Below are 13,164 nucleotides of genomic sequence, written 5' to 3'. Positions count from 1 at the left end.
GCGCCGCGGCCGTCAAGGCGGGCGCCGGACGGTGGGCTTAAGTCCGCCTTTACCGGTAGCTTGTATCAGGTGCCCCGAACCGGGACAGGAAAATACCATGACGCGCAACGGACAGCGCCTGCTTCTGCTGATCGACGACGAGCCCGCGCAGCGCCGGTTGGTGTCGGCGCTTGCCGCCCGCGCGGGCTGGCGGTCGATCTTCGCCGCCGACGGCGAGATGGCGCTGGCGCAGCTCGGCACGCAGGACGGGATGCAGCTCGATGCGATCCTGCTCGACCATTGGGCACCCGATGCCGATGCCGCACCGCTGATCGCCGAGTTGCGCGAACGGCGCCCGGCGCTGCCGATCCTGATGCTCACCGCCAACGGTTCGGTGATGCACGCAGTGGCGGCGATGCGCGCCGGCGCGACCGATTTCCTGGTCAAGCCGCTCGCCCCCGAACGCCTGCTCGCCGCGCTGGAAGCCGCGGTGGCGGGCACCGCCGCGGGCGAGTTGCGCCCGCTGACCGAGAAGATCCCGGCGCTGCTCGCCTTCGACGAGATCGTCGGATCGTCACCCGATTTCCGCGCCGCGCTGGCGATCGCCGCCAAGGCGGCGCGCGCGCGGGTGCCGGTGCTCGTCGAGGGCGAGAGCGGCGTCGGCAAGGAGGTGGTCGCCGATGCGATCCACGCCGCCAGTCCGCGGTCGAAGAAGCCGATGGTCACCGTCAATTGTGGCGCGATCCCCGCCAACCTCGTCGAATCGGAGCTGTTCGGGCATGAGAAAGGCGCCTTCACCGGCGCGTTCGAGCGCAAGATCGGCAAGTTCGCCGACGCCGACGGCGGCACCATCCTGCTCGACGAGATCGGCGAGATGCCCTTGGAGACGCAGGTCAAATTGCTGCGCGTGCTGCAATCGGGCGAGATCCAGCCGATCGGTGCGCGTCATGCCCGCGAGGTCGACGTGCGCGTCATCGCCGCGACCAACAAGAAGCTGCTCGAAGAAGTCGAGGCGGGGCGGTTCCGCGAGGACCTCTATTACCGGCTCAACGTCGTCCAGGTGACGATCCCGCCACTGCGCGAGCGACTGGGCGACGTGCCGGCGCTCGCCCGCCATCTGCTGGCGCGGATCGCGCAGCAGCCGGGGTTGCGGCCGCTCGGCATCACCGACGATGCGCTGGCGCTGCTGGTGCAATACGACTGGCCGGGCAACGTCCGCCAGTTGCAGAACGCCTTGTTCCGCGCCGCGGTGCTCTGCGAGGGCGCGGCGCTGACCCGCGCCGACTTCCCGCAGATCGCCGCGCTCGGCGACCGCCGCACCGGCACGGCCGGCTCGGCGAGCGCCTCCCCCGGCGGCATCACGTTGTTCCGGCCGGACGGCAATCTGCGCCCGCTCGAGGATATCGAGGCCGACGTCATCCGCCTCGCGATCGGCCATTACCGCGGCCGGATGACCGAGGTCGCCCGACGCCTCGGCATCGGCCGCTCGACGCTCTATCGCAAGCTCGGCGAACTCGGCATCGACAACGCCGCCTGACTTCCCCCGGCGGCGGGGCGGGGTTAGCATCGGCGGATGCCCTGTCACCACATCCTCGTCACCGGCGCCGCTTCGGGCATCGGCCTCGCCACCGCGCAGCATCTCGCCGCAGCGGGAGCGGAACGGCTGGTGCTGGTCGATGCCGATGCCGCGGCGCTGGCGCGGGTCGCTTTGCCGTGTCCGATCAAGGCGCTGGCGGGCGATGTCGCCGACGAACAATTTTGGGACGATGTCGCCGCCGATCTCGCGGGGGTCGATAGCGCGGTGATCAATGCGGGGGTGGCCGGCGCGGGGCCGATCGCCGACCTGTCCTTCGCCGAATGGCGACGCATCCTCGGCGTCAATCTCGACGGTGCGTTCCTGACGCTGCGGGCCGCGATGCGGGCGATGACCGGCGGCGGTGCGATCGTCGCGACCGCGTCGGCGGCGGGGATCAAGGCGGAGGCCGGCGTTGCCGCTTATGGTGCGTCGAAAGCGGCGCTGATCCATCTCGTCAAGGTCGCCGCCAAGGAAGGCGCGGCGAACCGCATCCGCGTCAACGCGATCGCCCCGGCGGGGGTCGAGACGCCGGTGTGGGATGCGGTCCCGATGTTCGCCGAGCGCGTCGCCGCGGTCGGACGCGATGCCGCCTTCGCCGAACTCGCCGCGCTGGCGACGCCGCTCGGCCGCTATGCCAAGCCGGAGGAGATCGCCGCGCAGATCGGCTTCCTCCTTTCCGACGCGGCGGCGCTGATCACCGGCACCTGCCTGGTCAGCGACGGCGGCTATACGTTGTGATCACCACAGGACGCCCTTGACCGGTTTGGTCGGCTCGGGCGCGGGATCGCCGATCGACTGGAGCAGGTCGATCTCGATCGTCCGGCACATCGCGGTCAGCGGCACGTCGTGGACGGTGTTGGCGAAGGGATCGACGAGATCGTCGCCGATCTGCAGCACCGCAAGGAACATGAGCCCCGCCAGCGTCGAGCCGAGCGGCGTCGCATAGCCCAAAGTCTCGACCAGCCCGATCGGCAGCAGGATGCAGAAGATGTGGGTGAACAGCGTCGGGAAAAACCGATATTGATTGGGCAGCGGCGTGTTCTTGATCCGCTCCATCCCACCCTGCGCATTGGCGATGTCGACCATCGTCGATTCCATCCGCGTCTGCTGGATGGTGTCGATCCAGCCGCGGCGGCGCGCATCGTCGATGCGGCGGCCGGTGCCGTCGAGCAGGCCGTTGGCGATGTTGCTGCGCGTCAGCGCCGGTTCCGCCTCGCCGCGAGACAGGAATTTGAGCACCTGTTCGTCGACCGGCTGGCGGCGCAATTGGCAGCGCAGCGCGTTCACATAGGCGATCTGGCGGATGACGATCGTGCGGCGCAGATCGTGCGCCTCGTCGACCGGCAGGAAGTTGCGCGCCTCGCGGCTGAGGCTGCGCGAGGCGTTGATCATCGCGCCCCACAGCACGCGGCCTTCCCACCAGCGCTGATAAGCGGAATTGTCGCGGAAGCCGATCAGCAGCGCGAGCACCGTGCCGAACAGCGTCAGCGGCAGCGACGGCGCCTTGAATTCCAACGCATAGTAACTGACGGTGACGATGACATCCCAGATGAACAGGATCACCAGCGGCTTCCAGACTTCGGCGACGACGCGGGTGAAGCGGGGGGTGGTTGCAACGATCATAGCGTGTCCAAATGGGATCGGAACGGCCCGAACGCATCAACAATCGATCTGCCGCAACGCAAAATCACAATTCAGCCACCGACCAGCGCCCGGTCGCGCAGGCCACGCCAGATCCGCAGCGCCTGGACGGTCGCGGCGACGTCGTGGACGCGGAGCAATTGCACCCCCGCCTCCGCCCCCTTCAGCGCCAGCGCGAGGCTGCCGCCGAGCCGCGCCTCGACGGGCGCTTCATTGTCGAGCGCGCCGATCATCCGCTTGCGGCTGGCACCGAGCATGATCGGGCAGCCGAGACCGTGGAACAGCGCCAGGCCGTTGATCAGCGCGAGATTCTCGGCGAGCGTCTTGCCGAAGCCGATGCCGGGATCGACGATGATCCGCGATTGGTCGATCCCCGCCGCGACGACCGCGGCGATGCGCGCGTCGAGCCAGTCGAACACCTCGGTCAGCACGTCGCGATAGCCGGTGCGCGCGTGGCCGCCCTCCTTCGGGTCGGGCGAGTGCATCAGCACGACGGGGCATTGCGCCCGCGCCACCACGTCGAGCGCGCGCTCGTCCCAGAGCAGCGCCGAGACGTCGTTGACGATATGCGCGCCGGCGGCGAGAGCGGCTTCCATCACCGCGGCCTTGCGGGTGTCGATCGAAACGGAGGTGCCGCTGCGCGCGAGCCGTTCGACGACCGGGACGACGCGGGCGATCTCGTCGCCCTCCCAGACCTGTGCCGCACCGGGCCGGGTCGATTCGCCGCCGAGGTCGATCAGCGCCGCACCGGCGGCGGCCATGTCGACGCCGGCGGCGGCCGCGGCGGCAGGGTCGCCGCCGTGGCGGCCGCCGTCGGAGAAACTGTCCGGCGTGACGTTGAGGATGCCCGCCACGAGCGGCTGATCGAGCCGCAGCGTGCGCGCGCCGAGCTGGAGCGGCGGGCGGGGCTTCGTGATCGCGGCGTGGAGGCGGACCGCGCGGTCGCCGAGGGTGGCGACGTCGGCGACGGGGACGGTGCGGCGGTGGCCCGCTTCGATGACCTCGTAAGCGGCGAACCATTGCAGGCCGCCGGCGAGGCGCGCGACGGCGCCGTCGGGCTGGGTGACGGGGGTGTCGACGAACTGGACCGGGCGAAGATGGAGACTCATCGCCGGTCCTTCCGACGACGGCCCCGACAAGGCAATATGTCTAATTCCTCCCCGCGCAGGGGAGGAATGGCTTACGGCTGCGTCGCCAGCAGATACGTCTGTCGCAACGTGTCGATCGGCTTGAGCTTGCCCTCGCCGTCGTGGTGCCAGAAGGTCCAGCCGTTGCACGCCGGCGCGCCTTGCAGCGCCGCGCCCAATTTATGGATCGATCCCGCCGCGCCGCAATCGGAGAGCAGGCTGCCGTCGGCACGCACCGTCACGCGGAAACGGCGCTTGGCGTCGGTCAGCACCGCGCCGGGCGTCAGATAGCCGTTCTCGATCAGCACGCCGAAGGCGACCTTGGGCTGCTGGCGCGGGCTTTGCATCGTCGCCAGCGCCGATTCGTCGAGCGGCAGCGCCGCGGCGATCCGCTCCTCGGCCGCGGCGATATAATCGCCCTCGCGCTCGATACCGATCCAGCGGCGCCCCAGCCGCTTCGCCACCGCGCCGGTGGTGCCGGTGCCGAAGAAGGGATCGACCACGACGTCGCCCGGCTTGGTGCAGGCGAGCAGGATTCGGTACAGCAAGGCCTCGGGCTTCTGCGTCGGGTGGACCTTGACCCCGCCCTTCTTAAGCCGCTCGCCGCCGCCACAGATCGGGAATTCCCAGTCCGAACGCATCTGCAATTCGTCGTTGAGCGTCTTCATCGAGCGATAGTTGAAGGTGTATTTGGCGCCCTCGCCCTTCGCCGCCCAGATCAGCGTCTCGTGCGCGTTGGTGAAGCGGGTGCCGCGGAAGTTGGGCATCGGATTGGCTTTCCGCCAGACGATGTCGTTGAGGATCCAGTAGCCGAGATCCTGCACCGCAGCGCCGACCCGGAAGATGTTGTGATAGCTGCCGATCACCCAGATCGTGCCGTCATCCTTGAGGATGCGGTGCGCCTCGGCCAGCCAGGCGCGGGTGAAGGCGTCATAAGCGGCGAAGGTGTCGAATTTGTCCCAATCGTCGGTCACCGCATCGACGTGCGTGCCGTCGGGACGGAACAGCTCGCCGCCGAGCTGGAGATTATAGGGCGGGTCGGCGAAGACCATGTCGACCGACTTGTCGGGCAGCGCACGCATCGCCGCGATGCAATCGCCGCGGATGATACTGTCCAGGGGAAGGGGTGCGGCCGGGCACGCCGGCAACGGCGCCGCTTTGCGCGCCGCGACCCGCGACTGCCTGACCTTCTCGATAACCGCCATTACGTCCCCCTTGCCGCCCTATTCGCGCGAAACACCGGACTCACGTCAAGGGATCATTGGTTAACGTTATGCCCCATCGTGCGGCCGACGCGACCGGCCGCCGCGCATTCGATCCAGATGTTGGGAAGCGCGGCCATCGCCGACCCCAAGTGCTGGGGTCTGTGACTCAAAAGACTCAGCGCGCGACTTGCTGCAAATTTTTGCCGTCGGCATGCTCGAAGTCGAGCTGCAACGAAGCCGAACCACCGCTGCCCGTGATTCGGGCATAAGCGGCGGCGACCGGCGCGAAGCTGCGCCGGTGGAGCGGCGTCGGTCCGTGCTCGCGCAGCGCGGCAAGATGATGTTTGCAGCCGTACCCCTTGTTCGAATGCCAATTGTATTGCGGATGGACCGCGGCATGCTCCAGCATGATGCCGTCGCGCGTATGTTTGGCGACGATCGAGGCGGCGGCGATCGACAGGCTGTGCGCGTCGCCCGAGACGATCGCGGTCGCCGGATAGGTCCAGCGCGGCAGGCGGTTGCCATCGACCAGCACATGGCCGGGATCGCAGCCGAGCCGCGCCACCAGCGCGTCGACCGCGAGCGTCATCGCCTTCATCGTCGCCCAATAGATGTTGAGCGTATCGATCTCGGCGGGCTCGACGATGCCGAGGCCATAGACGCCGCGGGTGGTGATGAGGCCGTACAAGCGCTCGCGTTCGGCGGCGCAGAGCTTCTTCGAATCGTCGATGCCGCGCGGCGTGCCCTTCGCCGGCAGCACCACCGCGGCGGCGACCACCGGCCCGGCGAGCGGCCCGCGCCCCGCCTCGTCCACCCCGGCGACGGGGGGCAGGCAGGTCTTCTCATGCTTCCAACCGGGCATTCAGCCCTCCAGTTCGTCGAAGGGGACGACGCCGAGCGTATGGCCGATCGGGCCGTGGCCGCCGCCCAGACCCGGCGCGTTGACGATCGCGATCCGCACGAAGCGCACCGCCTGCTCGAACGCCGCCTCGATGCCGAGGCCGCTGGCGAGCCCGGTGGCGAGCGCGCTGGCCAGCGTGCAGCCGGTGCCGTGCGTATCGACGGTGTCGAATCGCTTGCCGATCAGGCGGCGGATCTCGCCCTGCGGCGACAGCAGCCGATCGGTGATCTCGGCCGCCTCGCCATGGCCGCCCTTGGCGACGACATGGCAACCGTGCGCGAGCACCGCCGCCTCGCCGCCGAGCGCCGCCATCTCCGGGATATTGGGAGTCACGACCGAGGCGACGCCCATCAACCGTTCGAAGGCGGCCATGGTGGCGGCATCGGCGAGCACCGACCCGCTGGTCGAGACCATCACGGGATCGAAGACGATGGGCACGTCGAGCTGGTCGAGCAGGTCGGCGACCGCATGCGCGATTTCCGCCGAACCGATCATGCCGATCTTGACCGCGTCGACGCCGATATCCTCGATCACGCTGCGCATCTGCGCGGCGACCATGTCGACGGGGACGGCGTGCACCGCCTGCACGCCCAGCGTGTTCTGCGCGGTGATCGCGGTGATCGCGGTCATCGCATGGCCGCCGAGCATCGTGACGGTCTTGATATCGGCCTGGATACCGGCGCCGCCGCCCGAATCCGAGCCGGCGACGAGGAGCACGCGCGGGATCATCGTACGCGCCGGACTTTGGCGGGACGTCGGCATCGGAAAGATCCCGCGTCCGACAGTGCGATGCCGATAGGGTGGCTGATCGTGTGCGCCATGGCGGCGACCCATGCCACAGGTCGGGGGCAACAGAACAGAAGAAGGTGGTTCACGCGAAGACGCAAAGGTGTTGCGTCCGGCACTGCGGCAGCGCTTCCTCCCGGCCGCGGCACTGGCCGCAGCTGCAGAAGGTGAAGCTGCCGCGCGCGCTCCACCTTCGCGTCTTCGCGCGAAAACCGCTCAGCTCTGGAAGCGGCGCTCCGCGGCGGCCGGATGCGCCTTCAGGACCTTGCCGGCGCGGGTCGGCCGGTCGAGGAGTTCGCCGCCGCAGTCGGGGCAACGCTCGTCGAGATCGTCGGCGCATTCGCTGCAATAGGTGCTCTCCAGCGAGCAGATGAACGCGCCGGGCGCATCCGCCGGCAGGTCGGCGCCGCAGCGTTCGCAATCGGGGCGCATCGCGAGCATCAGGCGGCGGCCTGCCGCACGGCGTCGCAGATGCGATCGACGATCGTCTCGACCTGGCGCGCGTCGTCGCCCTCCGCCATCACGCGGATCACCGGCTCGGTGCCCGAGGGGCGGATGACGAGGCGGCCGGTGCCGGCGAGTTCGGCCTCGGCGGCGGCGATCACCGACTGGACCGACGCGTCGTCGAGCGGCTTGCCGCCGGCGAAGCGGACGTTCTTGAGCAATTGCGGCAGCGGCTCGAACCGGTGGAGCACCTCGCTCGCCGGCGCCCCGGATCGCTTGAGCTCGGCGAGCACCTGCAGCGCGGCGACGAGGCCATCGCCGGTGGTGCCGTAATCCGACAGGATGATATGGCCGGACTGTTCGCCGCCGACATTATAGCCCGAGCTGCGCATCTTCTCGAGCACGTAGCGGTCGCCGACCTTGGTGCGGACGAGCCCCAGTCCCTGCGCCTTGAGATGGCGTTCGAGGCCGAGGTTGGACATCACCGTCGCGACCAGTCCGCCACCCGCCAGCCGCCCGGCACGCGCCCAGCCGGCGGCGATCGTCGCCATCAACTGGTCGCCGTCGACCACCCGGCCGGTCTCGTCGACGATGATCAGCCGGTCGGCGTCGCCGTCCAGCGCGATGCCGATGTCGGCGCCCGCCGCGACCACCGTCTCGGACAGGGTCTGCGGCGCGGTCGAGCCGACGCCGTCGTTGATGTTGGTGCCGTTGGGCGTGATGCCGATCGAGACGACGTCCGCGCCCAATTCCCACAGCGCCATCGGCGCGACCTTATAGGCGGCGCCGTTGGCGCAATCGATCACGACGCGCAGCCCGTCGAGGCGGAGGTTCTCGGGGAAGGTCGCCTTGGCGAAATGGATGTAGCGCCCCTGCGCGTCGTCGATGCGGCGGGCGCGACCGATCTGCGCCGAGGGCGACAGCGGCACGTCGCCCTCCTTGGCGCTGTCGATCAATTGCTCGATCGTCTCCTCCGCCTCGTCGGACAATTTGTAGCCGTCGGGGCCGAACAATTTGATGCCGTTGTCGGCGAAGGGATTGTGGCTCGCCGAGATCATCACGCCGATGTCGGCACGCATCGACTGGGTGAGCATCGCCACCGCCGGGGTCGGCAGCGGGCCGACCATGATGACGTCCATGCCGACGCTGGTGAAGCCGGCGACGAGCGCGGATTCGAGCATATAGCCCGACAGCCGCGTGTCCTTGCCGATCAGCACGCGATGCTTGTGCTCGCCGCGCTGGAAATAGGTGCCCGCGGCCATGCCGACCTTCATCGCCATGCTCGCGGTCATCGCGCCGGCGTTGGTCGCGCCCCTGATGCCGTCGGTGCCGAAATATTTCCTTGCCATTGCGTGCGATCCGTTCCGCTATGCCGCTTGCTCGATCTCCCGATGCGCCAAGGAACCCGATGTCGCAAGCCACCCGTATCCTGCTGGCGCTCGTCGCCGGCATCGCGCTCGGCATCGCCGCGGTGGCGCTCGACAAGGATTGGGCGCTGCGCGTCACCAGCGTCAGCCAGCCGATCGGCGAGGCGTGGCTGCACGGTTTGCAGATGGTGATCGTGCCGTTGATCGTCGGGCTGCTCGTCACCGGCATCGCCGCCACCGCGGAGGCGGCGAAGGCGGGGCGGATCGCCGGGCGCGCGGTGGTGCTGTTCGTCGTCGTGCTGTGGTGCACGACGCTGATGTCGGCGGTGGTGATGCCGCTGCTGCTCGAACTATGGCCGTTGCCCGAGGCCTGGTCGGTGGCGCTGCGCAGCGCGCTGACCGCGGCACCGGCGATGGGCAAGGTGCCGACGCTCGCCGATTTCTTCGCGACGATCGTACCGACCAACGTCGTCGGCGCGGCGGCGGGCGATGCGTTCCTGCCGCTGACGGTGTTCACGCTCGCCTTCGCCTTCGCGATTACCCGGCTGGAGGAGGCGGCACGGCGGCGGCTGACCGACCTGTTCCAGGCGATCACCGATGCGATGCTGGTGATCATCGGCTGGGTGCTGAAACTGGCGCCGATCGGCATTTTCGCGCTCGCTTACGGCGTCGGCGCGCGCACCGGGGCGGCGGCGTTCGGCGCGCTGCTCCATTATATCGTGATGGTATCGACGATCGGGCTGATCGTGCTGCTCGCCGCTTATCCGGTGGCGCGCTTCGCCGGCGGCGTGCCGCTGCGCCGCTTCGCCCGCGCGGTCGCGCCGGCGCAGGCGGTGGCGATCAGCACGCAAAGCTCGCTCGCCTCGCTGCCGGCGATGCTGAAGGGTTCGGCCGAGATCGGCGTCGCGCCGGCGACCGCGGGGATCGTCCTGCCGGTGGCGGTGGCGATCTTCCGCGCGACCAGCCCGGCGATGAACCTCGCGGTGGCCTTGTACGTCGCGCATTGGCTCGGCGTGCCGATCGGGCCGGGGCAGCTCGCCGCGGGCATCGCCACCGCGGCGATCACGACGATGGGATCGGTGTCGCTGCCGGGAACGGTCAGCTTCTTCGCCAGCGTCGCGCCGGTGGCGTTCGCGATGGGCGTGCCGATCGAGGCGCTGGGGCTGCTGGTCGCGGTGGAGACGGTGCCGGACCTGTTCCGCACCGTCGGCAACGTGACGATGGACGTCGCGGTGACCGGGGTGGTGGGGAAGCGGAGCTAATTCCTCCCCGCTTGCGGGGAGGGGGACCAGCGCAGCTGGTGGAGGGGGGCCGTCACAGGCGGTGTATTGCGTGGAGAGCCCCCTCCACCACCGCTGCGCGGCCGTCCCCCCCCCGTATCGGGGAGGAATTAAGGCTTGCGCTCCTCGCGCGTGTTCACGCCAGCCGCCGCAGGCTCGCCGATCGCTGCCTCGCCCGCCAGCGCGTGCGCATCGTCGCCGATCGTGTCGAGGTGCATCAGCCGCGTCACGAACGGTGCGAGCACCAGCACGACGACGCCGACGCCCATCGAGAACCAGCCGATCCGCCCATAGACCTCCAGCACCTGCGCCGGGCCGGCGCCCTCGCCGCCGGTCGCCTGCGCGATCAGGCCGGCGATGAAATTGCCCGCCGCGGTGGCGAGGAACCATGTGCCCATCATCAGCCCGGTCATGCTCGCCACCGACAGCCGCGTCATCGACGACAGACCGATCGGCGAGAAGCACAATTCCCCCATCGAATGCAGCATGTAGAGCAGGATGACGAAGATCGCCGGGGTCAGGCCGCTCGCCGGCGCGCCCATGATCAGCGCGAAGAAACCCGCGCCGACCAGCACGAGGCCGATGCCGAACTTGAACGGCGCCGACGGTTCGATGCCGCGCTTGCCCATCGCGGTCCACAACAGCCCGAACAGCGGCGCGAGCGTGATGATGAAGAACGAATTGACCGACTGGAACCACGATGCCGGCATCTCCCAGCCCAGCACCGTGCGATCGACCGACTGGTCGGTGTAGAGGTTGAGCGACGATCCCGCCTGTTCGAACAACGCCCAGAACAAGGGCGACAGCGCGACGAGGAAGAGCGCGGCGAAGATGCGATGCCGCTCGACCTTGGGCAAGGCGCGGAACGAGGTGAGCAGGATATAGCCGACGGTAAACACCGATCCGGCGATCAGCAGCGTGCCGACTGCGCCCTGATTGCGCACCAGCGACCAGGCCAGCAGCACAGCGACGAATGCGCCGACATAGATCACCCATTCGACAGAAAGACCGAGCGGCGTCCGTGCCTTGAGCGCCGCCGGCACCGGCGGCTCTCCGACCTCGTGCAAGTCGCGGCGGAGCAGAATGAAGACGATCAGGCCCAGCGCCATACCGACGCCGGCCGCCCCGAATCCATAAGACCAGCCCATCCGCTCACCCAGATAGCCGATCAGCAGCGGGCCGATGAACGCGCCGGTGTTGATCCCCATGTAAAAGATGGAAAACGCGCCGTCTCGACGCGTATCGTCGCGCGGATACAGCTTGCCGACCAGCACCGAGATATTGCCTTTGAGGAAGCCGGTGCCGACGATGATGAAGGCGAGCGCGAGGTAGAAGCCATTCAGGGCGCTTCCCTGCACGCCTGCTGGCGCTTCTACTGCGGCGATAAGCAGATGGCCGACTGTGATGAATATTCCGCCCGCAAGCACGGCCTTGCGCGGCCCCAGATAACGGTCTGATACATAGCCGCCAATAATCGGCGTGATATAGACCAAAGCCGTATAGGCACCATATACTGCGAACGCTGGCTGTTCGCCGAACAGGAAGTGCTTGGTCAGATAGAAGACCAGGATCGCCCGCATGCCGTAATATGAGAACCGTTCCCACATCTCGACGAAAAACAGCAGGAACAGTCCGAGCGGATGTCCGAGGAAGGTGCGCGCGTGGGCCGGTACGCCGCCCCCGCTCGCTGATGCGATGGCCATAAGGTCTGACAACTCCAACACATTCATGGCGCCGGCCCGACCGGGCGGCGGATCGCGGCAACCTAACGGCTGATCCCCTGCTGTAAACATCGCCGCCACGGGCTATGGTGACGGCATCATGTTCAACGACACCAGCACGCCGCTTTCGCTGCTCGCCACCCGCCGCTCGGGCAAGCCGCGCGACCTCGTCGCCCCCGGCCCCGACGCCGCGCAGCTCGACCAGATGCTCGCGATCGCCGCGCGCACGCCCGATCACGGCAAGCTCGCGCCGTGGCGCTTCGTCGTCATCGACGATCGCGACGCGCTGTCGCGGCTGCTCGCCGACGCCTATCGCGCCGAACGGCCGCAGGCGCCGCGCGGCGACATCGACGCGCTCGACCAGTTCGCGCGGCAGGCGCCGACGCTGGTCGTGGTGCTGTCGTCGCCGGTGACGAGCAGCCCGATTCCGTTGTGGGAGCAGGAATTGTCCGCCGGCGCGGCGACGATGAACCTGCTCCACGCGGCGCATGCGCTGGGCTTCGCGGCGGGCTGGCTGACGGGATGGCCGACCTTTTCCGATGCGGTGCGCGACGGGCTCGGCGCCGCACCCGAGCGGATCGCCGGTTTCGTCTTCATCGGCACGCCGAGCCGGCCGCTCGACGAACGGCCCCGCCCGGATCCGGCACGAACCGTCTCGCACTGGCCCAACATGGGATAGGACGGACAGGTTGTTATGGACCTTTCTGGCGGTTGGTGTATTAAGTCAGCATGACAGCGTTCAGCAACGAGGACAGCCCGGTCTATATCCGGTTACGCGGCACCATCGCAGCGGGCATCCTGCGCGGTGACTATCGCGCCGGCGACCAGCTCCCCTCGGTGCGCGCCTTCGCCGCCGAACATGGCGCCAATCCGCTGACCGTCGCCAAGGCCTATCAGAGCTTTCAGGACGACGGCTATGTCGAGGTCCGCCGCGGCGTCGGCATGTTCGTGCTGCCGGGCGCGTCCGAGAAGTTGCGCGCGGCGGAGCGCGCGGCGTTCGTCGAGACGCAATGGCCGCGGATCCGTGGCTATATCGACCTGCTCGGCTTGGACGCCGCCGACCTGCTGGAATGCGAGCAGGCGTAGGAAGGCGTGTCCGCGCAGTCTCGTTTTCCCCGAGCTGCGTGATAGACCAAA

The 13,164-nt window shown here is 68.6% G+C and carries 13 protein-coding genes; 5 read left to right on the top strand and 8 right to left on the bottom strand.

The features are described from left to right. Positions 1 to 97: 97 nt before the first annotated feature. Together SFC76_RS05645 and SFC76_RS05640 are read left to right on the top strand one after the other, a co-directional pair. Complete coding sequence (locus SFC76_RS05645; RefSeq protein ID WP_322848488.1) at positions 98 to 1,516, top strand: sigma-54-dependent transcriptional regulator; 1,419 nt, start codon at positions 98 to 100, stop codon at positions 1,514 to 1,516. 36 nt (positions 1,517 to 1,552) lie between these two features. Further along, entirely contained in the window at positions 1,553 to 2,293 is a 741-nt protein-coding gene (locus SFC76_RS05640; RefSeq protein WP_322848487.1) for an SDR family oxidoreductase, read from the top strand. On the opposite strand, the gene SFC76_RS05635 is transcribed toward SFC76_RS05640, so the two are convergent. From SFC76_RS05635 to glmM, 7 genes are all read right to left on the bottom strand, one after another. After that, the gene (locus SFC76_RS05635; protein ID WP_038663948.1) at positions 2,294 to 3,178 is read right to left on the bottom strand and encodes a bestrophin family protein; all 885 of its coding nucleotides are present in this window, start codon (positions 3,176 to 3,178) and stop codon (positions 2,294 to 2,296) included. It lies immediately after the preceding gene. A 71-nt stretch (positions 3,179 to 3,249) separates the two neighbouring features. Next, positions 3,250 to 4,305: a dihydropteroate synthase gene (gene folP / locus SFC76_RS05630; protein WP_322848486.1), complete on the bottom strand. Its 1,056-nt coding sequence runs from the start codon at positions 4,303 to 4,305 to the stop codon at positions 3,250 to 3,252. A 71-nt stretch (positions 4,306 to 4,376) separates the two neighbouring features. Then, on the bottom strand, positions 4,377 to 5,528 hold the full coding sequence (locus SFC76_RS05625; RefSeq protein ID WP_322848485.1) for a site-specific DNA-methyltransferase: 1,152 nt from the start codon (positions 5,526 to 5,528) through the stop codon (positions 4,377 to 4,379). A 175-nt stretch (positions 5,529 to 5,703) separates the two neighbouring features. Continuing rightward, the gene (locus SFC76_RS05620; RefSeq protein WP_322848484.1) at positions 5,704 to 6,390 is read right to left on the bottom strand and encodes a ribonuclease HII; all 687 of its coding nucleotides are present in this window, start codon (positions 6,388 to 6,390) and stop codon (positions 5,704 to 5,706) included. Further along, the gene (gene thiD / locus SFC76_RS05615; protein ID WP_322848483.1) at positions 6,391 to 7,158 is read right to left on the bottom strand and encodes a bifunctional hydroxymethylpyrimidine kinase/phosphomethylpyrimidine kinase; all 768 of its coding nucleotides are present in this window, start codon (positions 7,156 to 7,158) and stop codon (positions 6,391 to 6,393) included. 273 nt (positions 7,159 to 7,431) lie between these two features. Next, positions 7,432 to 7,656: a DUF1272 domain-containing protein gene (locus SFC76_RS05610; protein ID WP_322848482.1), complete on the bottom strand. Its 225-nt coding sequence runs from the start codon at positions 7,654 to 7,656 to the stop codon at positions 7,432 to 7,434. Continuing rightward, positions 7,656 to 9,008, bottom strand: a complete 1,353-nt coding sequence (glmM, locus tag SFC76_RS05605; protein WP_322848481.1) for a phosphoglucosamine mutase — start codon at positions 9,006 to 9,008, stop codon at positions 7,656 to 7,658. The genes SFC76_RS05610 and glmM overlap by 1 nt, the downstream gene beginning before the upstream one ends. Positions 9,009 to 9,067: 59 nt before the next feature. On the opposite strand from glmM, the gene SFC76_RS05600 reads away from it, so the two are divergent. Continuing rightward, positions 9,068 to 10,288, top strand: coding sequence for a dicarboxylate/amino acid:cation symporter (locus tag SFC76_RS05600; protein WP_322848480.1), 1,221 nt, complete (start codon positions 9,068 to 9,070; stop codon positions 10,286 to 10,288). A gap of 128 nt (positions 10,289 to 10,416) precedes the next feature. On the opposite strand, the gene SFC76_RS05595 is transcribed toward SFC76_RS05600, so the two are convergent. After that, complete coding sequence (locus tag SFC76_RS05595; RefSeq protein WP_322848479.1) at positions 10,417 to 12,009, bottom strand: peptide MFS transporter; 1,593 nt, start codon at positions 12,007 to 12,009, stop codon at positions 10,417 to 10,419. 118 nt (positions 12,010 to 12,127) lie between these two features. On the opposite strand from SFC76_RS05595, the gene SFC76_RS05590 reads away from it, so the two are divergent. Both SFC76_RS05590 and SFC76_RS05585 read left to right on the top strand, forming a co-directional pair. Then, positions 12,128 to 12,706, top strand: coding sequence for a nitroreductase (locus SFC76_RS05590; protein ID WP_322848478.1), 579 nt, complete (start codon positions 12,128 to 12,130; stop codon positions 12,704 to 12,706). Between the two features lie 50 nt (positions 12,707 to 12,756). Continuing rightward, complete coding sequence (locus tag SFC76_RS05585) at positions 12,757 to 13,113, top strand: GntR family transcriptional regulator (RefSeq protein WP_322848477.1); 357 nt, start codon at positions 12,757 to 12,759, stop codon at positions 13,111 to 13,113. The last annotated feature ends 51 nt before the right edge of the window (positions 13,114 to 13,164 follow it).

It is taken from the genome of Sphingomonas sp. CD22, assembly GCF_034556155.1.
Taxonomy (GTDB): Bacteria; Pseudomonadota; Alphaproteobacteria; order Sphingomonadales; family Sphingomonadaceae; genus Sphingomonas.
This window is presented reverse-complemented; position numbering and strand designations above follow the sequence as displayed.

Excerpts from the sequence above, each read along its gene's own strand:
- SFC76_RS05645 (WP_322848488.1), top strand. The coding sequence starts at position 98 with ATGACGCGCAACGGACAGCGCCTGCTTCTGCTGATCGACGACGAGCCC.
- SFC76_RS05640 (WP_322848487.1), top strand. The coding sequence starts at position 1,553 with ATGCCCTGTCACCACATCCTCGTCACCGGCGCCGCTTCGGGCATCGGC.
- SFC76_RS05635 (WP_038663948.1), bottom strand. The coding sequence starts at position 3,178 with ATGATCGTTGCAACCACCCCCCGCTTCACCCGCGTCGTCGCCGAAGTC.
- folP (WP_322848486.1), bottom strand. The coding sequence starts at position 4,305 with ATGAGTCTCCATCTTCGCCCGGTCCAGTTCGTCGACACCCCCGTCACC.
- SFC76_RS05625 (WP_322848485.1), bottom strand. The coding sequence starts at position 5,528 with ATGGCGGTTATCGAGAAGGTCAGGCAGTCGCGGGTCGCGGCGCGCAAA.
- SFC76_RS05620 (WP_322848484.1), bottom strand. The coding sequence starts at position 6,390 with ATGCCCGGTTGGAAGCATGAGAAGACCTGCCTGCCCCCCGTCGCCGGG.
- thiD (WP_322848483.1), bottom strand. The coding sequence starts at position 7,158 with ATGATCCCGCGCGTGCTCCTCGTCGCCGGCTCGGATTCGGGCGGCGGC.
- SFC76_RS05610 (WP_322848482.1), bottom strand. The coding sequence starts at position 7,656 with ATGCTCGCGATGCGCCCCGATTGCGAACGCTGCGGCGCCGACCTGCCG.
- glmM (WP_322848481.1), bottom strand. The coding sequence starts at position 9,008 with ATGGCAAGGAAATATTTCGGCACCGACGGCATCAGGGGCGCGACCAAC.
- SFC76_RS05600 (WP_322848480.1), top strand. The coding sequence starts at position 9,068 with ATGTCGCAAGCCACCCGTATCCTGCTGGCGCTCGTCGCCGGCATCGCG.
- SFC76_RS05595 (WP_322848479.1), bottom strand. The coding sequence starts at position 12,009 with ATGGCCATCGCATCAGCGAGCGGGGGCGGCGTACCGGCCCACGCGCGC.
- SFC76_RS05590 (WP_322848478.1), top strand. The coding sequence starts at position 12,128 with ATGTTCAACGACACCAGCACGCCGCTTTCGCTGCTCGCCACCCGCCGC.
- SFC76_RS05585 (WP_322848477.1), top strand. The coding sequence starts at position 12,757 with ATGACAGCGTTCAGCAACGAGGACAGCCCGGTCTATATCCGGTTACGC.